We start from the raw sequence: 21,328 nt of genomic DNA, 5'->3' as shown, positions 1-21,328 counted from the left end.
CAACTCTATCTTCTGGTTTTACATACATTTTATCTCCTTCTTTTATATTATAAGTTTTATAAAAATCCTCAAATTGAGATAAAACTGCATTTACCCTGACCTTTTTAGGCGCATGTGGATCGTTGTTTAATAAATACTCTTTTAATTCATTCGTTGATATTTCTCTCCATACTGTTGCGTAGTTTTCAAATAAATCCTTTAGGTTAGGATCTTCCATTTTTTTTGCAATATCTAAAACACAAGCCATCCCGCCTAAATCACTTATGTTTTCTCCTACGGTTAAAATTCCATTTACATTTTTTTCATTACCCGTCTTTATATTAGAATAATAATCTACTACTTTCTTACTCCTGTTTGTAAATTCCTTATAATCATTTTGATTCCACCAATTTTTTAATTTACCAGTTTCATCAAATTGAGCGCCTGTATTATCGAATGCATGGGTAAGTTCGTGCCCAATAACAACTCCAATTCCGCCAAGGTTTTTTTCTTTTTTTGCATTTTTATCATAAAATGGCGCTTGTAATATTCCTGCTGGAAATACAATTTCATTATTTAAAGCATTATAGTAGGCATTTACAGTACAAGGTCCCATGTTCCATTCATTTTTATCAACTTCACGATTTAACTTAGAAAACTGTTTTTTACTTTGAGATGTATATATACTTATTAAGTTATCAACTAATGATCCCCCTTCGCAATAAGAATTTATTACTACATCGCTATAGTCATTCCACTTTTCAGGATAACCCACTTTAACATTGACATTTTCCAATTTTCTGAGTGCCTTCTCTTTAGTTGATTTACTCATCCAAGTATTGCTCTGTAATCTATCTTCAAAATTTTCAATTATCTCTTTTGACATCTTTTCCACATCATTCTTCGATTCCTCATCAAAATGTTTATTTACATACAGCTTGCTTATAATCTCATTCAATTGTCCACTAACAAACTTCACCCCTGAACCTTCATCTAATTCGGAGCACTCTACTCCATAAAGCACTTTTCTTAGTTCATTACATGCCTCTCTATGTTTCGATGTTAAGTAATTATCTGTGTTTATTAATACATTTGTTTTAAAATAAGTTTTTATATCTTTCAGATTATCTTCGCTAATAAGTGAATTTACTAATTTTAATTCTTCTGGGTTTTCCACTATTATTTTCTTTGGATTATTAATATTTAATTTATTTAATAATCCAGGTATATCTGCATTGGGTATTAACTTATTTAATTCTTTTACTGTATATAAATTATAAGAATTTTGTATTCGGTTTTCATCTTTAGCTTCCTCTTCATAAGAAGGTATCTTTTTAGCAAGTTCATTCTCAATATTAAAAAAAGTTTCTGCATTTTTCTTTGCTACATCTTCATTTTCTCCATATAGCATATGTAGTTTAGCTATATAATCTATATATATCTGTTTTATTTTTTGACTCTTATCACTAGTATCCTTATAGTAAAACGAATTTCCTAATCCAAGATTACTTCTAGAAACATACAAAGCATTAATGTTACTATTCTTATAGTCTGGACCGACACCTAAGTTTATTAGAGGTTGAAAATATGAGAATTCATCATCCTTCAATATGGATTTAAGATCATTCGTATCCTTAATTTCATTTATTTGATTCATATATTTCTCTAAGGGTTTTGTCCCTAATTCATCTCTTTTTTTCATATCTAGATAGTTGTTATATAAGTTTAAAACTTTTAACTCATCGCTATTCTTATCATAACTGTCTTTATTTTTTTGTATATCTGATATTATATTAAGAATATCTCCATTAACTCTCCCACATACTTCCTCAAATGTTCCATAGGAAATGTATCCATCCTCAAGCTTTACCTTTGATAACCATTCCTTATTTACTGCATTATAAAAATCATCCTCTATTCTAGCATCACTATATGATTCTATACTATTACTGTTTAGAACACTTATTATATTAAATTCCGAACTATACGGAGTATTATTTAATGAAGTTGATATACTTAAAAATAATACTAATATTATTGATGTAATTTTCTTAAGTGTAATTTTTCTCATAAGTCTCTCTCCTCCTTAGTATTTTAATTGTAATTATCTATTTAATAACGATTCCAATCGTTTCACCTAAAGTTAGCCTAATACTATTATTTAATTTATTTCTATAAATAATTCATGTTTTTAAAATAAACAAAAAAAACCATCTTGAAATATCCATTTATTTCAAGATGGTTTTTGAATTATTACTCTTCGTAAATATACTATTTTTAAGATACGACTCCTGAAATTATAATTCCTATAGAAATCATAAAACCAGCTATAACTATAGCAACTGCAACATTTTTCTCTTTTAATTCTTGATTAAAATCAATTTTAGTTAATACTTTATCAAAAAAGCAGTATCCGAAAATCAGCAATATAATACCTATCAATCCAAAAATAATGCTAACTACAACATTGTTTACAATACTAGTCATAAATCTCTCCTCCTTATTACTATTTAAATAATTAGACTTATCTCATATTCTTTAATTATTGTATATATTTGATATTGCACCAATCAAAATTAAAGTTTATTTTATTAATCAATGTATGTAGCGACACACATTGCATTTTTATCAGTTATAAAATCTCCCATTCTAGTAAATACTCCTGATGGTATATCACCTGTTATATATGTACCTATTACAGGAAACAAGTATTTGCTTTCCTCTTTCATTGTTGAATAAATATTTGAATATAACGGTTTAATATTTATTCTATCTTGAAACACTATATCATCTAATTCTTTACTCATTTCATCATAACTTAACATAACACCTGCTCCTTCCCTTGAAAGATATGGCTTGGTTACATAATCAAAAGAAAGAACATTATCAGGCTCTAAACATGTATATGGTATATATTTCAAAACAAATTCCTCATCATCACGTGAAAAGAATTTTTTTCTAACAAGCTCATAAATAACTGCAAATAAAGCCTTTGATTGAGTTATAAGTGTATGTCCAGGATTTATCAAATACTGTCCTGAACTTAAAGGCTCAATTAATTTTTTCATTTCATCTTCATAAGAAAACCAATCCAATGGATAATGCCTATAAATGGCATCAATTTCATTCCCATAGAGATAAATTTTATTATTATTTACTTTCAAATCATATATATTTCCAAAAATCACACTATACTCATTCAATTCCTTTAATATTTCAGCTATTAAATTGCTTGTATATATATCCTCATAATACCAAGAAGTTACAACAGCAATATTTTTAACTTTTTTTATTTTCTTAAGTTCTTCTAATATATTAAAAAATGATTTTTTTATATGCTCCTTGAGATTTACATTAGGGTTTTGATATTGGATATTAAGTTTTTCTTTAATTATAGAATTTAATCCAATTGCCTCAACTAAACCTGCAGGTGTCTCAGAATTAAATTCTAAAATTTTTAAATCCCCATCATTATCAATAGCAAAATCAATCCTTCCTAATGCACAAAGTGATATAGTACATGAGTTTGAAACTAATTTATAGAGTTCTTCTGGTATACCTAGTATAGGACCGAAAAGCTCCATTTCCTTTTGTATATATGGATATATTTTTTTTAAAATCTCACAAAACTTACTACTTGCTGAAAGCATTTCTTTATAGGTACATTCTTTTAAAATTAGTGAGTTCAATGATATATATTCATAAATATTTGTGTAAGCTCCTGTGAAATTATATTTAAATACACTTTCATCTATTATCTCATTCCAAATTTCTTTTCTATTTTTAGGATTAAATTCATTTATATAAACCGGAAAATCTTCAACTCCGATTGGGCACATCCACGTATAATCATCATTTGTTAAAAGATCTCTACTCCATCTAACCAAAAATCCCTCTACTTTATAATCCATTATATAAATACCAAAGTTTCCAAAGGCCAAAACTGGAATATTCATATTATTATTCCCAGGCGCATAAGTATATTCTTGTCTAATATTTATTAACTTCTGTTTTACATGTATTTTATTGCTTTCAGATACAATTTTAATTTTCTTTTCCCACATCTCTTGTGTATAGAGCTTACCTATATAAACTTCCTCACTATATCGACCTAATGACGATTTAACAACATAGCTGTCCTTATTACTTATTACATCTTGTATATCATCATGATTTAGTATTTCTGTATACGGAATACACTTTTTAATTATTTCTTTATCACTAATTGAAAGAATCTTTGAATCAGATTTAACTAGATTCCATAAATAAGCAAAGAAACCCTTCGCCTGAATAGCAATTACTCTAGGATCGTTAATTAACAATAGATTTCCACAATTAACACAATTCAATATTTCATTTATATTAGAAATTTCATAAAAAAATTCTGTAGGAAACAATCTTAAAATTATTTTAAGCTTAAAATTAGAATATGCATAAACATGTCCATCTTTTACAGATAAATTATCAGGTCCAACTTGTACTATGTTAATATTAGTATCTTTTAGAATATGTTTAAAATAATAACTGTGGTGTAATTCTTCATAATGACACGGATCCATCAAAAATCCTACATCTATTTTTTCTTTCTCCATTGCATGTTCTTTACATATTTTTAGTAATTCTTTAATCACATTATTTATAAAACTAACATTTATATTCCCATCAAAACTACATTTACCTGATAAATGAATTTCTTTTTGACCGCAAGGTTTATCATAATTAAATTCAGCAAAATAAATATCCCCATCAACATCCCTAAAAGTGTCATATCTGGCCCAAAACATTGGAGACATTGGACATTTCAAGTTAAATATTTTTTCTTTAAACATGAAATCATCAAAATAATTCAATAACTCACTATGTCCTTCCTTAATGTTCTTAAGTATATTTAATGAAATTCTATTTATTTCTTCACTATAAAACACCATTTTTTCATAAGTTGATTTATCAAAATAAAACGGTATTTGCGAGTGAACATACTCTTCGCCTAAAGAACTCACCATATAGTTATTAAATAAAACATCTTCAGTATAATTAATCTGTTTTTCCATAGAGTAATCCACATCCTAAATAATTTCTTTACATACATAAAGATACTTAAAATTTTAATTGTCTTATCGCTTATGCTAACTTGATGAACTTCCTCCCTTTGATCCAGAGTATCCTGCTGATTTACCACCTGACGAATCTGATATGCTAGCTTTGCTCTTGCTAGAAGAGTCACTATTTATAGATGAACCACCACTAAAACTGTTCCAACCTCCAACGTGCCCACCGCCACTATAACTAGAACCATTTCCATCTTGGTCTTCATCATCTTCTTTTTGAGGGTTGTAACAGCCTGTAAATCCAAGCGGTCCACTTACAAAAAATGCAGCAGCTACCGCAATGGATAATGCTTTCCTCTTATTTTTCTTTACTATCTGCTTGAAATCTTTCATTATACCCTCACCTTTATCACTTCTACTTCTATATCCTCATTTATAAAATTTATATAATCCTGTAAGTCATCTTTAATCTTATTCATAGTCAAAATAGTTATTTTAGTGTAGCCAAGAATTTTTAGCATATCCGTATTTGGAAGATCATCATCATTTATTCCATATTGATTATTCAATTTATCTTTTAAATCATCAATCTTAAAATCATCATTATATCTATCATACGGTATCAGCATAACAAACTTTTCAGTGCTTACTTCCTTTAAATTCAAACCATTATTTATCAATTTATTAATATTCTCTTTTGTTCCTATTATTCCAAACGGATGAAATAATAAATTAACGTTTAGAATTGGTTTTATAGAATATTCATTGTTTAATATAAATGCTAAATTTAGAATCTCATCAATAGATAAATCAACTATAAAAAAATTATTCTTACTACAATTTTCTACTACTATATCCAATACATTTTTATTACATTGGCATGTATTTTCTTCTTTCAACATAAAATTATCATAGGTTTGAAGTGAAACAAATGGTGTACTTCTGAAGAACCCTTGAAATGGTCCTAAGTTTGATTTCCATATTCTATACACCTTTCTTAAATCTATATCTTGTAGATGCATATAATCCTACCTTTCATATGTTACTGCATAAATTCCATATAAAGATATGCACTGTTTAAATCCCTCTTGAGTTATGAAGACTAAGTGACTATCTGTAGATTCACTTTCACATACTTCCCCCATAATAGTAATTTCCGGATTAGAGTTCTGCCAAGAATTAAAATTTGAATAAATATTGATTTCTTTAGCATACGATAAAAAACCATATGAAAGTTTATAAACAATAGCAAAGTTATTTCTTAACGAAAGTATTTGCCTATACTTCTTGAAGTCTTCCAATGTATCAATAACCAAAACTCCATTGTATATAGAATTCACCTCGCCCTCCAATGTTTCAGTGGGTTTATCATCAAACCACTCATCATAAGTCCTATAAATAAAAACTTCCATTATATATCCTCCATTTACTTTATAATACTAAATCAATATTATTAATATTTATCACCACTTACATGTTGTACTCTACACAGGTCATTATGAATATTTAAAAATTTAATAATATATATCCGAAAACTCAATGCTTATCTTTTCTACTTTACTTTCATATAAACGTCCATCAGAGGATTGTTTATCTTCAACAGATTTAACAGGTAGCTTAACTACAAACTCGCTGCCTTTTCCCAATTCACTAAAGGCTTTAATATCACCATTATGCATATCTACAATTGATTTTACAAGAGATAGCCCTATACCACTACCTTGACTATTACGTGCAAGAGTTTTATCTACCTGACCAAATCTTTCAAAAATCATATTCAGTTTATCCTTAGGCATTCCAACTCCATTGTCTTTAACAGATATTACAATATTATCTTTTTTATCATACATATTAACCAATATCTGTCCTCCTCTATCGGTAAATTTAATAGCATTAGATAATAGGTTTAGCATTATCCTTTCAATTTTATCCAAGTCGATTGCCATATCCTTTTCTTCCACATCTGTATCAAATATTAAGTCAATCCCTTTATTATTTGCATAATCTGCAACTGATAATGTTATATCTTCAATAACACTTACAACATTGTAGTTCTGAAGATTCATTTTAAAGTATCCAGAATCAAATTTTGATATGTCAATAAGATTATTTACAAGTCTTACAAGCCTATAACAATTTTGTTTCATTGTTTTTAAGTATTTACCTGATTCTAACTTATTTTCATCATTGCCTGACAATGATAAGATCTGAACAGCCCCCAAAAGTACATTCAATGGTGTTTTAAGCTCATGGGATATATTAGAAAAGAATTCTGTCATCATCTTATTTAGTTCCGTAGTTTTACTTATCAATTTTTTATTTTCCTCAATATTGTTTTCCAAAAGTTGTATTTGTTTTCTTGAGGTAATATCCCTAAGCATAACCATAGCCGAAGGTTGTCCTTTATACATACAAAAACTATTTGTAACTTCAATATCCACTTGTTTACCATCAAGTCTCAATAACTTACTTTCAACAAATGGTGTACTTAATTTATTGGATATAGCATTATCTATTCTTCTATAAACTGCATTTTTAACTTCATCTGTAATTATCTTCTCAATGTCTATACCTATTATTTCTTCAACCTTTTCCGCTCCCAAAAGTTCAGCCATTTTCTTGTTCGCAAATATAAACTTATTATTACTAATAACAAATATCGCATTGTCTGAGTTGTTTATTATCATATTAAGACATTCTTCATTATTAAATATTATTTCTTCAAATAATTTCACTTTGTTATCAGCCATATATAAATCACTATTCATAAGATTATAAGGCTTTCTAAGTCCTGTCTCTACAACCCCTTTGTATAAAAAATATGCAGAAAGAATCATTATAGTATGTCCTATTATAGTAGTAAATTCTGAGGGAAATATATAACTTACAAAAAACATTTCACATACTCCTGATAATATGAGAAAGCATTCAAAACATACAAATAAATATCTATCAATATTTTTTTTGAATATAAAAAATACAGCAGCAATTATTAAAAATGCAGTACATAATACATATTCACTAACTATTTTGAAGGAGGTCAACCCCACATTTTCTACATAACAATCTGGAAAAAACTTAAATATACATATTGACGATATCAAAAATATTGTTATGCAAAAATAAGCAATGAACAATACGTAAGGATTAACATTCCTTTGTGGGCTCACTTTGAATATTATTGCAATCAAACATGTAAAAGCACCCATATATCTTGAAGCAATCCAGAATTGGGTTGCTATCTTTAATCCATCTATATTAGTTAAAAAAGGCATTCCAGTATAAGTAAGCATATGAAATATCCCTAGTACTGCTACAAAAAAGTACCCAATTCCTAATATTAATAAGAAGTTGTTCTTATTGATTCTGTAGGTGTTAAAAGCAAATACAAATACTAATGCAAAAATAAAATTAATAAATAACTCAATTCCAGTATGAAAAAATAAATTACTATAGTTATTTATAATAATCAGAAATCCCATAAAAATAAAAAAAAAGCTCCATTCTATCAACAACTCAAATTTGATAGATTTTGAAAGCCTTCTAATTCCTCCTGTACTCACAATGTGTACCTCCCCGTAAACGTTTTTCAATGAAATTATCTTTAGATTTCTTTAATTCTCTCACCATTCTTTATTTTACTACTTATACATAAATATGTAAATGCATTCACTACCATGAGAAAGCCCTAAAAGCCTTATAATTTTTTCTCAAAGTTATATATAGGCTCTAAAAAAATACTTATCATAAAATATCTTATGAATATCATATTCTGCATAAGAATTTTATACACTATAAACTTTATAAGTTAGAACCCATATACACTTTTACTAATCTTTCTCTAAGTATATCCTTTATTAGCTTTCATTTTTTGTATACCATTTTCTTATGATTTCAGCACTTTCCTCACTTGGATAATACTTCTTATCGCCACTAGTTTCACCTATTGCAAATATAGAGAATCCCAGGTTCCAAGATTCATTTTCAAACACACTTCTATATGCTTCAAAGCAATTTGCCTGTTCCTTATTATTTACAATATTAGAAATCAACGGATTATGTGGTTGAACAGAAGCCTTATTAGTTCTCGGAAAACCTAATTCTCCAAAGAAAATTGGCTTATTCCATTTATCATAGAAGTTTTTTACTTCCTGTTTTATATTTTGTTTTCTATCATATATTTGGCTACGCTCTAATGAACTTATTAAATTTTCTACTGTATTAGTGTCATTAGAAGTAAGTTCAAAATAAGCTGCTATAGAAATGAAATCTACCTTTGAAAATATCCTATTATTTAATTTTTCATTATACTTATCTGTAAATTCTGGTGAGAAATCTTTCGCTGTAACCCAAAAATTTGTTCTATAAGTTAATAGACCTTTGTAACGATCTCTAACGTAATCAACCATATCACACATTTTCCGCTCATTAGATTCCATATACACAAAACTGGTCCCTATGTTTAATGCGTCAACATGGTACGGTATGGCTATATCTTTAATTAAATTTCCCAAAACATTATTAGTCCAGTTATTAAAAAATTCATCTATATTATCTGGTTTCCATTCTGTCTCTCCCACACTTCCGTTTTCAATCCATGGGTAAGGTTCTAATATTATATTTATTTTCTTCCATCTTAATTTTTCAAATAATTCAATAGCCCTCTTTTCACTTCCTTTATCTATTGTCATATTACTAGAAGTTCTACTATCTATATTTATAACTACTGGAACATTTAAAGTATTTAACTGCAATTTATCTATATCCTTAAGCACTTGATCTATATTATAGTCAGTTGATAAATTCCCAGATTTAATTTTTGTTTGAAATTTTGAATTTAATGTTTTTCCCTCTACTTTATTAATCATCTCATTAATAAATCCCCTTGACTCTACGTTAATGTTATAAGCATAAAAAGCAAATGTAATCATACTTAAAATGATAAATATTAATACTCCTCTTTTAGTCATTTCTCCACCTACTACCTACTCTATCGGTTAACCATATATTATTTCCATACACCTTCATTACTCAGTTTGCGTATTTCTCAAATTACTTTTCCAAAAATTTCAACAACTAAGAAAACTCTACATTATATTAATAATGTTAAGACTTCAATCTCTAAATATAGTGACTTAATATGCAACACAACTTGCAGTAAGCAATTCAGAAAACGAACTTGTTATTTATTTTCTTTCCTATCATTCCAATCATATAAATTATCTAAAGTTTTACTAACTAACTGTGCAAAATCATGATTTTATCACTTCTTAATTTTCTCAAAATAGTTTTTTACTGTACTAGATGAGATTTATTTTCATACCCATATATTCCATCTAATAACAAAAAAATATTCAGAATTGACATAATTTTTTTAATTGTTTCATTATTATTCCCCCATTAAATATATTACCTTCTAACATATTACTATATAATGAAAAATTAGGCAAAAATGTAATCATAACTTAAATGCTAGTTTTTTATACTCTATAAATAGAAAATGCCAACAATTCAGAAAGACTCTAAATTGTTGGCATCACTATTCTTATGGTACACTTGGTGGGATTCGAACCCACGACTTCTGGATTCTTTTTTATATTAAATAAATTTCTCTTAAGTTTTCTTAATCGTTATTATTACTAATCTCCGATTTCTTGGCTTGTCCTACACATTCTTAGCTTTAATAAAACTTATGTGTTAAAAATGTGTTAATGTGTGTTACACTTATCCCCCTATATATAATGTAGGAAAAACTTTAAGCTAAAATATCAATCATATATTTTAGCTTAAAGTTTATTTTATTTTGCTAAATTATATTGCCTTATTAGATTTAATGTCATCTATTGTATCTCTTATAGAAATGTATCTATAAAATAAATATTTATCTTCTCCTATTAATATTGAACCCAATATATCTAACAGGCGTTCCTCTTCCTCTTCAAGAACATCTAAAATATATTCATTATTAGTCTTATAAATATTTCTCTCCATACATAGTCCCTCTTCCCATTCATTTATACTTTGGTTTAAAAGAGGTTGATCAACTTCTTCTTTTCTGTACAAGTTGATTGTATCATAAATAAACTTTACTGACAGTGAAGTTTAGACTTTATTCGACTATTACATTTATTGTAAGCGAATAGTTATAATAAAGAATGTAAATATTATACCTATATTAATATTTTTTGTCATTTTAATATGTTGTGAAATTATATAATTTAATAATTTTAAAATTTAAAACTAATACACTCTTTTTTTGTCATTAAAAATTTTTAGATGTTTTTTATTTACACAAATAAACCCTTTAATTAATAACATTTATAATCATTCTGCGATAACTATATTATTTTCATAGAGGTGATTTTATGATAAGGCGAAGGCGAAAAGAGAAGAAATTTACCCAAAGAGAATTAGCATCTCAATTAAGAATTCGTGATACGTATATATCTCAAATTGAAAATCATCCTGAATCTTGTAACCCTACATTAGATATAATTTTAGGTTTAGCAAAATATTTAAAAATTACCCCTTATAAGGTTTTTGATTATTTTATCATGAGTAGAAAAAATAATAAGCATAAATAAATATACCCAAAAGGTTCCGAACCCTTCCGAACCTTAAACAAATAATTATATACCATATGTATACTTATATACAGGTGATGGAGGATGATAAGTAAGAAAAATACTAAAGTTACTACTATAATTCCTAAAAAAGTTTATGAAAAACTAATAGAGGAAGCAGCATATGAAGATAGAACTGTAAGCAACATGATAGCAAAAATTTTAAAAGATCATTATAAAATAAAAGATAATGATTAATAAAGGCCATGATAATTAACTTTATCTTGGCCTTTATCATGTATCTTGAAAAATTATTTAATCATTTCATATAAGGAATTTCTAATAAGTTCATCTATAGTATCATACTTAGATCTTTTAATTACTTGTCCTATTTTCCACTTTTCTTCTTTATTTATTTTGAATTCAATTTTAAATAGCTCTGATTCTTCTAAATCTTCTAGTATTCCAAAATCTTCTAAAGCTCTAAGTGTATTTTTGTCTTTTCCCTTAAGGTAGAAGTGGCTGCTTATCCATATAATTGCTAAAGGAAATGCAAAGAACCAAAAGCCATAATTTAAGCCTAGAAATGAATCTCTAAATAGATTATTCATTTAACTATTCCCCTTACCATTTTATTATACTGATATAGGCATAAGCATCTTATAAAACTGCTAATATCCATTCCATTCTCTTTTGCTAATTCCTTAATTAGTTCTTTTTCTGTTCCAGTAACATGTGCCACAACTCTTTCTACTCTGAGGTCTTCTTCTTTTTTCCTACCCTTAATTTCTATATTATTTACTCGTTCATTATCTTTTACTTTAACCCCATTCTTTACATAATAAATATTCATTAACCTCTCTCCTACTCTCTTTTAAAATTTATAAATGGCTATTCTAAAAGCCCTTATGGACAATAGTGCACTATTAGTACACTACTAGAAATCTAATACATTGACTTCTTCATATGCTCACTTTACATATTCTTTTGTTAATTAATTTGCCATCTAATCCTTCTAAAAAATCGTATATCTCAACTTAAACATATAGATTCTAATTGCATAATTTATAAATCTATACCATCAATTCCTTGTATTTCTTCATATTCATCTTCTGGAGCATCTATTGATATTTCTTTATTTACTAGTGACATTACTCTCTGACCTATAGCAGCTTCATATAACATTTCTTTTATATAATCTTTTGGGCTATATTTTAACTTTAAATATTTAGCTATTATTACATCTTTTTCATTGGTTTCACTAAGATACAAATTTATTCTCAAATCATTTACCCCCTTTTGTGCTACTTAGTGTTATATCGTGCTACATATCTGCTTGTATAAATTGAAATATATAAATATATAGCACGAACCGTTACAAGTTGTAACAAATTAATCTAATCCCTTAGCTTTACCTATAAAATGGCTACCATTAACATTAGATAATAGACTATTATTTAATTGTTCTACTTTATTAAATGAATCTTTAAAAACTTCAATGAAGTATTCTGCTCCACCACCACATAATTTTATTTCATAGTCTTTTAAATTTTCTACATCAATTTTTATTTCATTCATTATTAAACTTCCAATGCTACCTGTCGTGTCTTTATAATCCTCCAGGTCAATTAATCCATTATCTATTAACTTAAATATATCTTCTACTTTTCTATTTTCTCCTTGAGCATTAAGCCTATCTGCTATAATCTTAAAATAATTCATAGTTCCTACTGGGATAGATGTTTCTTTTTCTTCCTTACCATTTATAAAAGTGAATACATCTGTTGTACGCCCTCCAATATCAATAATAGCTATTAATCCATTATTTCTTTTAGGAAGAGAATAGAAAGCAGCGAATCCTTCTTTTAATACTCCAACTTTATCAAATGTTATTTCATGATCTACACAATTTACTTTAAATTTAAATGTCTTTCCTTGTAACCTATCTATTATTTGTTGCCTCATTGCAAATTGACTGGCAGGTAAGTGTAATATACTATTTATGTTTCCTTCTAATCCATCTTTACCAATAGCATAAAGTAATGGTATTTCAATTTCCTTATTTGCTTTAGTAAATTCTTTATTAAAATTACCTCTATTAAAGAAATAAGTATTTCCTTCAAATTCTAAAGTTTCTGCTCCAAATTTATCTGATTCATTATCTAAGATAAATCTATTTTCATATATTCCTCCTAGGCTTGTCTTGATATTGAAACTTCCTAAATCAAATGTTGATAATTTATTCATAAAACCCTTTCCTTTCTATCTTAAATATTTTATATTTTGCTTATTTAAAATTACTATAATTGCTAATCCAATACACATCGTTATAGCTCCATAGACAATCATCCAAAATCCCCATTTTACCAAAACTTCTCCTGCTAGTATTAATTGGTCGTGTGGTGGTATTTTCATATTAAATTACTCCTTGATTTTAGGAGCAACTTTAAGCTATACTATATTTGCGAGATATGGTGGTAGCTTAATGCTGCTGCCTTTTTATTTTTCATTAATTAATTCTCTTAATTGTTTTTCTATTTCAAGTAACTTATTTACTTTATCCTGAGTTAGTAGGTTCTCCTTAATGTTTAATCCTTCTGCTATATGCAAGTTTTTTAAACTTTCCTCTAAATAATCTTTAATCATTAACATAATAATTTACCTGCTTGTATTTATTTTTTTTAGATATGATCTCATTTAATCTTTTTGCTATTCTTTTTGAATTACCTATTTTCATAAGTTCATTAATCTTAAACTGCAAAAGATATTTTTCATTTATTGCTAAAGAATATACTGGCTCAATATCCCCAGATTCTTCCCATTTAACTTCTTTCATTTCAGCAAATAAACTTGTTATGCAAGTATCTTTGTTTTCTCTTATATGGTCTGCAACCTCATCAATAATTCTACGAGCTTCATATTTGTAATTATCTTCGTAATCATTCCCTAAATTGTCATGCCTACTATAAGCAACGACTATTCTTTCCATAACTTAACACATCCTTTCTAAACTTCCCATCCTAGCAATCTTTTTTCTAATGAATCCCAATCATATTCTCTTCCAGGAAAGTTATCAAACTTGCTTTTTGGATTCCATCCATTTTCTTCTATTGGCTTTAAAGTATTTTTAATTTTATTTATGTTGTTTATTGCCCATAAAGTGTAACTATATAGATTATCTGCCCCCTTCTCAGTTGCATAATTAAATGCTTTTACTATTTTATCTACCTTATCTTTAGCAACTTGTAATAGGCTTTTAGCTTGCTTCTGTGTGAATCCTAAATCAATTACTTCCTGTTCTTCATCTGTTATTTCAGAGAAATGTACTTGACCATCTATTGGTGGCTTTCCATCACTATCTAGAGGATTATTTAAAAATAAGTATTTTAATAGTTTATAAGTATTTTTCTTTCCAACCTTAGTTATTGAGATGTAACCTTTCTTAACTAAAGATTTTAATAATTTAGAAACCTTAGCTTTTCTTTTAGTTTTTAGATCAGACATGAGTATTTCATAACCTGGATAAGCATATCCAACTGATATATTGTAATAATCAAAGATAAGTTCCAGCATATAGCTTTCTTCTAGAGATAGGTTTTCATCTTTTTTAATTGCATTTCTAAATTTTAGATAATCTTTAGTCATATCAGTTCCACCTCCTTTTTCTTGCCGTATAAATCATTTTACTGTATAAAATAATATTAAATCATTTTGCCGTATAAGTCAACTATTTTTATTATACTTTTTATTTACTTTGTGGTATAATTAATTTATAAGTTAATTATGGAGTTGATTAAATGGATAAAAAAATATCTAAAAATGAAAATAGAGAAAAATTAACTGTACTTATTGATAAAGATGTGAAAAAGGATATGAAAAAAGAAATTCTTGATCTTGATTGCTCTATGGGTGAGTTCATAGAACAATTATTCGATATCTATAAGAACACTAAAAAATAAGACATTAGATTAATCTGGTGTCTTATTTTTTTACTCAAATACAGTAAGTAGTATAGACAAGTAATTAATATAAGCTTAAGTAATATATGCAGTTCCAAAAATGAAACCTAACTGGATTTCTATATTTGGAACTAATATTTAAAATTGGAGTTATACAAATAGAACTTATTATAAGTTGCATATTTAGAACCTATACTCTACCCAATTTTCCTATACATGAACTCTGTATTAGCTTCATTTGTCTTTGCATAAATAAGGGTTGTACTAATTTGTGAATGTCCAAGTAATGCCTGTACACTTTCTAGTGGCATATAATTAAGAGCCTTTGTAGCAAATGTATGCCTAAAGATATGGGGATATAAATGCTTTCCGGGATTAGTTTTATTTTCTATCTTCTCTATTATCAATTGAACAGCTCTTTGCTTTAATTTATTGTAAGGCCTTCTGCTGCTGCAAAATAAATATTCGCATTCGCCTTTTCTGCTATATAAATATTTTTCTAAGACTATTTTAGTACGATCATTGAAATAGACTCGCCTCTGCTTATTCCCTTTTCCTATTACCAGTAATGTCATTCTCTCCATGTCTAAATCGCTTATCTTTATTCCTGTTAATTCACTTAATCTACATCCAGTGGCCAGTAGAAATTCAAAGATTGCCTTATCTCTTATATCTGCAAGACCTTCTCTTATTATTTCCACTTGCTTATCTGTAAGTGGATCCCTTTCTCTGATAGGTTCCTTAACAGACTTAACTTTCTTAGTAGGATTACTGATTATATATTCTTCATCTTGAAGCCATTGAAAAAAGTCACGAATAGGCACCATTTTAGTATTTAATGTATTTTCTTGTACACCTTTAGCTATACTGGCCATATACATTCTAATATCCATGCTATTAATGGTTGTTACTGGCTTATTAAAGAAATCATTTAAATGTTGTAATTCTAGCCTATAGTTATAAATAGTTTTTTCACTGATACCTTCTAATTTCTTACATGCTAAATATAGCCCTGCTTTTGCCTCTATATCTGAAGCCACTAATGAAGTTTCCTTGGTGGTTACCTCATACTTATATAACACTTCATCTATAATTCGCTTAATATTTAGTTGCTTCTGAAGATTAACTTCCAGTTCTGGTAACTCTACTGTTAACCTTCCAGTTAGGATTACACTTAGTTCATCATTACAGTTTTTGTACTCAAAATTCACATAAAATTCCTCCTTGTTATGGAAGCAACTTTAAGTTATACTAATCTTGCTGAGGGATTGGTGGTAACTTTCATGTTGCTGCCTTTCTTTTTTAATAAAAATAATTCTAATATTCAACTTGAATTAAAAAACACATAAACACCTTCTTTATATAAATAAAAATATTGCATCTATACTATTTAAAAGATTTTCATTTTATTCAAGTTTTTCTGTAGGGAATTTTTAAGAAATATTTTTTAAGAATTATATACAGAACCGATAATATATAAGAAAGCATTTCAGAAATTGCTTTTATATGATGAGTTACATATCCTATTTTAAATTTTAAAATTCAGATTTTAGAGAAATATTGAGCATATTAGATCATAATTAGCTATTTTATAGGCTTAAGTGCTTATTTACTGCGATTCATGCAAATATCAATAAGAAATACTAGAGCAGGCTTGAAATTCATATCTATAAGGAAAGCATTTTTTGAAACGCTTTTTCATAAATATAGACAAAAAAAATAAAGCTAGGAAATTAAATCCTAGCTTCTACTATTTACCTTTTTTCTTTTCTTCATCGTACTTTTTAGCTAAATACGCATTTGCTTTATTTTTATTAACTTCGTTTATTATGCCACCTATTAATGCCAATACAACTATCGCTATGAATATATAACCCATCGTTCCCCCACCTCCTTAATATTAGTTGGTAATTCAATTGTATAATATATGGTAATTTTGTCAAATACAATAATTAAATTATGAAGTGTATTATTAAAGGAATTTATATTAGAATAGGTATAGCAGTAATTTAAATGCTATTATTCATTAGCTTTAATGTATATTTTTCCTATTGAATTAAGTATTTCTTATAGGTATAATAAAATTGCAAAATGGACTGGTGGTGATTTAGGTCACTGCCTTTTTATTTTTTATAATCTTACGTATAATTTATTCAACTAGTGTTAATAACTAAAACATAACATTAATTAATCCAAAAGAGATAGCTTTACTGTCATTCACCTGATTCTTTCGCTATCTCTTTTTTCATGCAAAAAAAATAAAAGGTAGATTAAGTATCCATACCTAATCTACCTTTATAGCTTATATATCATTATGCTCCAATAGCTTTTAACAATGGTCCAGCTACTGCTTTTACACCTTATTTTATTGATAATTGAAATACTATATTAAAACAAATATTTAAATACACTTTATGTTAATATTATAATCTAATCTGTTTTTTCTGATTTTCGCTTTTGGGCTTCAACCGGACAAATAGAAAAGTCTTGATCTGTTCTAAGCAGACATTTCGTGTATGGACAATCTTTGCAATTCTTTATCTCTGAAAACTTCATAATGTGCCACCCCTTTGTAGAATTAAATATATCATGTTATGCAAACAAAATATATTTAAGTTTTCATTTTGTTAAATATATGTAGTATTTTTTGATAAATTATTAATTTATTGTTGAATAAATTCTTGATATCTGTTAATATTGTAATTGTTAATAAAAATATATGTGGAGGTCCTTATGCCAAAATGTAATAGGAAGAAAAAAACTAATCCTGTTATATACTTCTTATTATCTTTCTCTTTTTATACTTTAATGCTAGTAATAGTATTATTTTTCTTGTATATGAAGTTATAAGATAGTTAGTAGTAAACAGGGCTTATATGATACCACAAATGAATATACGTGGTATCATATAGGTAAAATTATAAGAAAACAAATTATAAAAACCTACTACTAAAAGCACAAGATCAAACTCCATATCTAAATAAAATATAGAGCGAGAGGATGGATATATTAAGTATATTCTTCTCTCGCTCTATATCTTTGACTCAAAAACACTGAACCGCTATAAGTTTTACTTATTTTAATTATAATAAAGATAAAATATAATTAAGTTCAAAATAGTTTCTTAAATAGTATAAAATTTTAAGCAAATTTACTTTGTTTCAATAGAATAAAACCAGCTGCCTAATGTATTTTTTAATTCATTACACTTATTTATATCTAAATATTGTGTTTCAATCCATACTCCCTTTGAATTTCCACGAACATAACACTTAATTCCATTGAAATAAGATAAAATATAACTAATATCCACACCATCATATGAGTCAGATGAATGAGGTAAATAGTTAGTAACCACATATCCTTTATCGCTTGTTGTTGCTCCTGTAGCATCCTTTGGAATATTTGAATCAATTGCGTTACATAGAATATGTGCTAATTGTTCCCAAGAATATTTATTATAAATATCCATATCCTGTTGAGAATCGCAAAAACAAATCTCTGAGATAAAATTTCCACAACTAATATGATTCATTTCATATAGGCTTTCAAATTTAACGCCACGATTAGTAAAACCTAACTCTGCAAAGTTATTTACTAGCCTTTGAGCATACTGATACGCAGTGCTTGACTGACTCGATACAAGTACCTCTGTACCATGTGCTGAACCGTCAAAGCAATTCATGTGCAATGAAATAAACAAATCACAATTAGCTGAATTAGCTTTATTAGCCCCTTCGCTTAATTCTCCTGTCTGTGTGTTTGCATTGGAATTACAATCAATAACAGTATGTCCATATTGCTCTAATACTGATTTAACTGCTATATAATATTCTTTCATTTCTTCATGCTCGTCTACAATCCCAACTGCTCCTGTGCAATTATCGCTATGACCAGCCCTTAAACCTATTTTCATATAATTATCACTCCTTTTAAATAAAATATAATTAAGTATATGGATACTTAAAAATTAAGCTGTTGCTTCTTGTGTATCTGTAGCAGATGGTTTAGCAACTAGTTCTTGAACTTTATTAAATTGTTCTGTTAATGCTGCTAATTCAGCTTTTAAATTAGTGTTATCATCTTGCAATTGCTTAAGTAAAGTAGAATTATCTACAACCGCTGCTTTTCCTTGATTTATCTCTCCGGCAATACTTTGCCTGATTTCTGCCGCATCATCTTGACTTAGCTCTGGAAACTTTGCTAATACTAACTTGTCAAACATATCTGCTTTACTCTCAAGTTTTTCTTCTACAGTCTTTGAAATTCTGAATTGTTCATCTACTATATTCCAAACAGCTTTACCTACAGTAATATAATTTTTGTTCTTTAATATAGCTTCTTCTAATCCACTTTTAACCAATCTGCTTTCTAACACCTTAATTATTAACCTTAATGCTGTTCTTATCATCTTACATTCCACCTTTTCTATTTTTGTATTAAATAAGTCACTGCTGCAGTAACTCCTACAACAATAATTGTTTTTATTAGTTCATTCCAATTTTGACCTGGTTTACTTTCTAATGCTTCTAGTTTATTTGCTATTTTTTCAATATTCTTTTCAATAGCTTCGATTGCATTAAAAAGTCTATCAAATTTTTCCTCTGTAACATCAGACTTACGCTCAAGTTCTCCTACCCTTTCACTAAGTTCTTTTCTCTCAGCTTTACTCTCTTCAACTTGATGCCAAAGAGCTTTTATTTTGTCCTCTAAGTTTTTAACACGAATACAATCTTTACAATCATTCATATAGCACCTTCCCTGCTTCAAATTTTGTATAAAAATAAGCAACAAAAAAGAACCTCTAAAGGCTCTTAATATTGCTTATATTTTTTTATTTAATTGCTCGCCATTTTTTCCTATTGCGTATTTAATTTTAAATTTTAGATAGCCCTAAATATTAATTTAATGAGTTTGTTATTGATATTTCCTTTTTTCTCAAACAACAGTTTTTATATTTCTTTCCGCTACCACATGGACATGATTCATTTCTGCCTATTTTTGTCTTTATAATTTTATCTGTTTCACTATTAATATGTTCATTTTGATTTATATTGTAGTTGGTTTGATAAAACGCTTCTTCTATATTAATATTATTATTTTGTGAGTTCAACATTATAAATGTTTGTATAATCATTATAAGCAACTGTATAAATGCATATAATTCTGTTCTTGTTTTAGGTATTAAATCACCTAATATATTTAATTCAGGTATATTTTTATTTATTTCTTCTTTAATTTTATCTGGTGAATTAGCGTTCTTATTATTTTCTAATATAGAAAGTAGCAAAGTCATGTTATCTCTTGTAACGTTTCCTGCTTTTAATACACTTATTGTATCTCCTACTATATTAAATGTACCATTCATCATATGAGCAATTTTACCACAAAAAGGGCAATTAACTATTCCAGATCCCAATGTAATATTAAGACTATTATTAATTTCAACCATAGATGGGAATATTGATTTACAATTATCACATATTGCTGGTATTTTCATATAAACATCATCTCCTTGTAATGTTTATATTCTGCATTAAATAAAAAATCCCTTTACTATTTATTTATAATCTTATTAGTATAGATATTTCATATAATAATAACATTATAGCTTGGCCTTTGCTGGAAAAAAATAATCTCTTTTTTATTAATTTTAAAAGCTACAAAAAAATGAAAATAATGCACATATTAAATTAAATAGTTTGATTTTTTTATATACTAAACTTACTCGATATAAAATTCTAGTAAAAAGAGCTGTCTCACTAAATAATTAGTATAC

General features: G+C 27.4%; 27 protein-coding genes (1 of these 27 running past the window's edge). 3 read left to right on the top strand and 24 right to left on the bottom strand.

Annotated features, from left to right (window positions below; all coding sequences use genetic code 11):
• The 9 genes from PZA12_RS02205 to PZA12_RS02165 all read right to left on the bottom strand — a co-directional run.
• Positions 1–2,050 carry the 5' portion of a M13 family metallopeptidase gene (locus tag PZA12_RS02205; RefSeq protein ID WP_078116975.1) on the bottom strand. It extends 11 nt beyond the left edge of the window, so 2,050 of the gene's 2,061 nt are visible here — the first part of the coding sequence; its start codon is at positions 2,048–2,050; its stop codon lies beyond the left edge, outside the window.
• 206 nt (positions 2,051–2,256) lie between these two features.
• Positions 2,257–2,466 carry a DUF350 domain-containing protein gene (locus PZA12_RS02200; RefSeq protein ID WP_078116974.1) on the bottom strand — a complete coding sequence of 70 codons (210 nt, stop codon included), beginning with the start codon at positions 2,464–2,466 and terminating at the stop codon, positions 2,257–2,259.
• Positions 2,467–2,570: 104 nt separating this feature from the next.
• Positions 2,571–5,030 (bottom strand): glutathionylspermidine synthase family protein, encoded by a 2,460-nt coding sequence (locus PZA12_RS02195; protein WP_078116973.1) that lies wholly within the window; start codon positions 5,028–5,030, stop codon positions 2,571–2,573.
• A gap of 75 nt (positions 5,031–5,105) precedes the next feature.
• Positions 5,106–5,420, bottom strand: coding sequence for a hypothetical protein (locus PZA12_RS02190; RefSeq protein ID WP_078116972.1), 315 nt, complete (start codon positions 5,418–5,420; stop codon positions 5,106–5,108).
• Positions 5,420–6,049: a normocyte-binding protein gene (locus PZA12_RS02185; protein WP_078116971.1), complete on the bottom strand. Its 630-nt coding sequence runs from the start codon at positions 6,047–6,049 to the stop codon at positions 5,420–5,422. The genes PZA12_RS02190 and PZA12_RS02185 overlap by 1 nt, the downstream gene beginning before the upstream one ends.
• Before the next feature lie 6 nt (positions 6,050–6,055).
• Complete coding sequence (locus tag PZA12_RS02180) at positions 6,056–6,439, bottom strand: hypothetical protein (RefSeq protein ID WP_078116970.1); 384 nt, start codon at positions 6,437–6,439, stop codon at positions 6,056–6,058.
• 102 nt (positions 6,440–6,541) lie between these two features.
• Positions 6,542–8,590: an MASE3 domain-containing sensor histidine kinase gene (locus PZA12_RS02175; protein ID WP_103698627.1), complete on the bottom strand. Its 2,049-nt coding sequence runs from the start codon at positions 8,588–8,590 to the stop codon at positions 6,542–6,544.
• A gap of 294 nt (positions 8,591–8,884) precedes the next feature.
• On the bottom strand, positions 8,885–9,997 hold the full coding sequence (locus PZA12_RS02170) for a glycoside hydrolase family 113 (RefSeq protein WP_078116969.1): 1,113 nt from the start codon (positions 9,995–9,997) through the stop codon (positions 8,885–8,887).
• 841 nt (positions 9,998–10,838) lie between these two features.
• On the bottom strand, positions 10,839–11,018 hold the full coding sequence (locus PZA12_RS02165) for a hypothetical protein (protein WP_103698628.1): 180 nt from the start codon (positions 11,016–11,018) through the stop codon (positions 10,839–10,841).
• A 374-nt stretch (positions 11,019–11,392) separates the two neighbouring features.
• Between PZA12_RS02165 and PZA12_RS02160 the strand changes: the two genes are divergently transcribed.
• Both PZA12_RS02160 and PZA12_RS02155 read left to right on the top strand, forming a co-directional pair.
• The gene (locus PZA12_RS02160) at positions 11,393–11,611 is read left to right on the top strand and encodes a helix-turn-helix domain-containing protein (protein ID WP_103698629.1); all 219 of its coding nucleotides are present in this window, start codon (positions 11,393–11,395) and stop codon (positions 11,609–11,611) included.
• 84 nt (positions 11,612–11,695) lie between these two features.
• Entirely contained in the window at positions 11,696–11,848 is a 153-nt protein-coding gene (locus tag PZA12_RS02155) for a ribbon-helix-helix domain-containing protein (protein WP_103698630.1), read from the top strand.
• A gap of 53 nt (positions 11,849–11,901) precedes the next feature.
• On the opposite strand, the gene PZA12_RS02150 is transcribed toward PZA12_RS02155, so the two are convergent.
• From PZA12_RS02150 to PZA12_RS02115, 8 genes are all read right to left on the bottom strand, one after another.
• Entirely contained in the window at positions 11,902–12,201 is a 300-nt protein-coding gene (locus tag PZA12_RS02150; protein WP_103698631.1) for a hypothetical protein, read from the bottom strand.
• Positions 12,198–12,443: a plasmid mobilization protein gene (locus PZA12_RS02145; protein ID WP_103698632.1), complete on the bottom strand. Its 246-nt coding sequence runs from the start codon at positions 12,441–12,443 to the stop codon at positions 12,198–12,200. Before PZA12_RS02145 ends, PZA12_RS02150 begins: the two co-directional genes overlap by 4 nt.
• Before the next feature lie 212 nt (positions 12,444–12,655).
• Complete coding sequence (locus PZA12_RS02140) at positions 12,656–12,874, bottom strand: hypothetical protein (RefSeq protein WP_103698633.1); 219 nt, start codon at positions 12,872–12,874, stop codon at positions 12,656–12,658.
• Between the two features lie 108 nt (positions 12,875–12,982).
• Entirely contained in the window at positions 12,983–13,837 is an 855-nt protein-coding gene (locus tag PZA12_RS02135) for a ParM/StbA family protein (protein ID WP_103698634.1), read from the bottom strand.
• Between the two features lie 15 nt (positions 13,838–13,852).
• Positions 13,853–14,005 (bottom strand): hypothetical protein, encoded by a 153-nt coding sequence (locus tag PZA12_RS02130; RefSeq protein WP_181006010.1) that lies wholly within the window; start codon positions 14,003–14,005, stop codon positions 13,853–13,855.
• 84 nt (positions 14,006–14,089) lie between these two features.
• Entirely contained in the window at positions 14,090–14,242 is a 153-nt protein-coding gene (locus PZA12_RS02125; RefSeq protein ID WP_181006011.1) for a hypothetical protein, read from the bottom strand.
• Complete coding sequence (locus tag PZA12_RS02120; RefSeq protein ID WP_103698635.1) at positions 14,229–14,579, bottom strand: hypothetical protein; 351 nt, start codon at positions 14,577–14,579, stop codon at positions 14,229–14,231. The genes PZA12_RS02125 and PZA12_RS02120 overlap by 14 nt, the downstream gene beginning before the upstream one ends.
• 17 nt (positions 14,580–14,596) lie before the next feature.
• On the bottom strand, positions 14,597–15,235 hold the full coding sequence (locus PZA12_RS02115; RefSeq protein ID WP_103698636.1) for a helix-turn-helix transcriptional regulator: 639 nt from the start codon (positions 15,233–15,235) through the stop codon (positions 14,597–14,599).
• Between the two features lie 152 nt (positions 15,236–15,387).
• Here PZA12_RS02115 and PZA12_RS02110 point away from each other — a divergent pair, with 152 nt between their 5' ends.
• Positions 15,388–15,549 carry a hypothetical protein gene (locus tag PZA12_RS02110; RefSeq protein WP_181006012.1) on the top strand — a complete coding sequence of 54 codons (162 nt, stop codon included), beginning with the start codon at positions 15,388–15,390 and terminating at the stop codon, positions 15,547–15,549.
• Between the two features lie 197 nt (positions 15,550–15,746).
• Here PZA12_RS02110 and PZA12_RS02105 read toward each other — a convergent pair whose 3' ends face one another.
• The 7 genes from PZA12_RS02105 to PZA12_RS02075 form a co-directional block, all read right to left on the bottom strand.
• Positions 15,747–16,760, bottom strand: a complete 1,014-nt coding sequence (locus PZA12_RS02105) for a tyrosine-type recombinase/integrase (RefSeq protein WP_103698637.1) — start codon at positions 16,758–16,760, stop codon at positions 15,747–15,749.
• A gap of 539 nt (positions 16,761–17,299) precedes the next feature.
• Entirely contained in the window at positions 17,300–17,428 is a 129-nt protein-coding gene (locus tag PZA12_RS02100; RefSeq protein ID WP_278286288.1) for a hypothetical protein, read from the bottom strand.
• 551 nt (positions 17,429–17,979) lie between these two features.
• Complete coding sequence (locus PZA12_RS02095) at positions 17,980–18,105, bottom strand: hypothetical protein (protein WP_278286289.1); 126 nt, start codon at positions 18,103–18,105, stop codon at positions 17,980–17,982.
• A 595-nt stretch (positions 18,106–18,700) separates the two neighbouring features.
• On the bottom strand, positions 18,701–19,465 hold the full coding sequence (locus PZA12_RS02090) for an N-acetylmuramoyl-L-alanine amidase (RefSeq protein ID WP_103698638.1): 765 nt from the start codon (positions 19,463–19,465) through the stop codon (positions 18,701–18,703).
• 54 nt (positions 19,466–19,519) lie between these two features.
• Entirely contained in the window at positions 19,520–19,960 is a 441-nt protein-coding gene (locus tag PZA12_RS02085; protein WP_103698639.1) for a hypothetical protein, read from the bottom strand.
• Positions 19,961–19,977: 17 nt separating this feature from the next.
• A complete protein-coding gene (locus tag PZA12_RS02080; protein ID WP_103698640.1) occupies positions 19,978–20,298 on the bottom strand; it encodes a hypothetical protein in 321 nt (106 codons plus the stop codon).
• A 151-nt stretch (positions 20,299–20,449) separates the two neighbouring features.
• Complete coding sequence (locus PZA12_RS02075; protein WP_103698641.1) at positions 20,450–21,049, bottom strand: YecA family protein; 600 nt, start codon at positions 21,047–21,049, stop codon at positions 20,450–20,452.
• Positions 21,050–21,328 lie beyond the last annotated feature (279 nt).

The organism is Clostridium beijerinckii, from assembly GCF_036699995.1.
GTDB classification, from domain to species: Bacteria; Bacillota; Clostridia; order Clostridiales; family Clostridiaceae; genus Clostridium; species Clostridium helianthi.
Note: the sequence above shows the minus strand (reverse complement) of the source record. Positions and strands in the feature narration are given on the sequence as shown.

Excerpts from the sequence above, each read along its gene's own strand:
- PZA12_RS02130 (WP_181006010.1), bottom strand. The coding sequence starts at position 14,005 with ATGAAAATACCACCACACGACCAATTAATACTAGCAGGAGAAGTTTTG.
- PZA12_RS02085 (WP_103698639.1), bottom strand. The coding sequence starts at position 19,960 with ATGATAAGAACAGCATTAAGGTTAATAATTAAGGTGTTAGAAAGCAGA.
- PZA12_RS02190 (WP_078116972.1), bottom strand. The coding sequence starts at position 5,420 with ATGAAAGATTTCAAGCAGATAGTAAAGAAAAATAAGAGGAAAGCATTA.
- PZA12_RS02165 (WP_103698628.1), bottom strand. The coding sequence starts at position 11,018 with ATGGAGAGAAATATTTATAAGACTAATAATGAATATATTTTAGATGTT.
- PZA12_RS02200 (WP_078116974.1), bottom strand. The coding sequence starts at position 2,466 with ATGACTAGTATTGTAAACAATGTTGTAGTTAGCATTATTTTTGGATTG.
- PZA12_RS02125 (WP_181006011.1), bottom strand. The coding sequence starts at position 14,242 with ATGTTAATGATTAAAGATTATTTAGAGGAAAGTTTAAAAAACTTGCAT.
- PZA12_RS02120 (WP_103698635.1), bottom strand. The coding sequence starts at position 14,579 with ATGGAAAGAATAGTCGTTGCTTATAGTAGGCATGACAATTTAGGGAAT.
- PZA12_RS02080 (WP_103698640.1), bottom strand. The coding sequence starts at position 20,298 with ATGAATGATTGTAAAGATTGTATTCGTGTTAAAAACTTAGAGGACAAA.
- PZA12_RS02160 (WP_103698629.1), top strand. The coding sequence starts at position 11,393 with ATGATAAGGCGAAGGCGAAAAGAGAAGAAATTTACCCAAAGAGAATTA.
- PZA12_RS02090 (WP_103698638.1), bottom strand. The coding sequence starts at position 19,465 with ATGAAAATAGGTTTAAGGGCTGGTCATAGCGATAATTGCACAGGAGCA.
- PZA12_RS02185 (WP_078116971.1), bottom strand. The coding sequence starts at position 6,049 with ATGCATCTACAAGATATAGATTTAAGAAAGGTGTATAGAATATGGAAA.
- PZA12_RS02155 (WP_103698630.1), top strand. The coding sequence starts at position 11,696 with ATGATAAGTAAGAAAAATACTAAAGTTACTACTATAATTCCTAAAAAA.
- PZA12_RS02135 (WP_103698634.1), bottom strand. The coding sequence starts at position 13,837 with ATGAATAAATTATCAACATTTGATTTAGGAAGTTTCAATATCAAGACA.
- PZA12_RS02075 (WP_103698641.1), bottom strand. The coding sequence starts at position 21,049 with ATGAAAATACCAGCAATATGTGATAATTGTAAATCAATATTCCCATCT.
- PZA12_RS02095 (WP_278286289.1), bottom strand. The coding sequence starts at position 18,105 with ATGAAGTTTTCAGAGATAAAGAATTGCAAAGATTGTCCATACACGAAA.
- PZA12_RS02115 (WP_103698636.1), bottom strand. The coding sequence starts at position 15,235 with ATGACTAAAGATTATCTAAAATTTAGAAATGCAATTAAAAAAGATGAA.
- PZA12_RS02150 (WP_103698631.1), bottom strand. The coding sequence starts at position 12,201 with ATGAATAATCTATTTAGAGATTCATTTCTAGGCTTAAATTATGGCTTT.
- PZA12_RS02170 (WP_078116969.1), bottom strand. The coding sequence starts at position 9,997 with ATGACTAAAAGAGGAGTATTAATATTTATCATTTTAAGTATGATTACA.
- PZA12_RS02195 (WP_078116973.1), bottom strand. The coding sequence starts at position 5,030 with ATGGAAAAACAGATTAATTATACTGAAGATGTTTTATTTAATAACTAT.
- PZA12_RS02145 (WP_103698632.1), bottom strand. The coding sequence starts at position 12,443 with ATGAATATTTATTATGTAAAGAATGGGGTTAAAGTAAAAGATAATGAA.
- PZA12_RS02180 (WP_078116970.1), bottom strand. The coding sequence starts at position 6,439 with ATGGAAGTTTTTATTTATAGGACTTATGATGAGTGGTTTGATGATAAA.
- PZA12_RS02110 (WP_181006012.1), top strand. The coding sequence starts at position 15,388 with ATGGATAAAAAAATATCTAAAAATGAAAATAGAGAAAAATTAACTGTA.
- PZA12_RS02100 (WP_278286288.1), bottom strand. The coding sequence starts at position 17,428 with ATGGGTTATATATTCATAGCGATAGTTGTATTGGCATTAATAGGTGGC.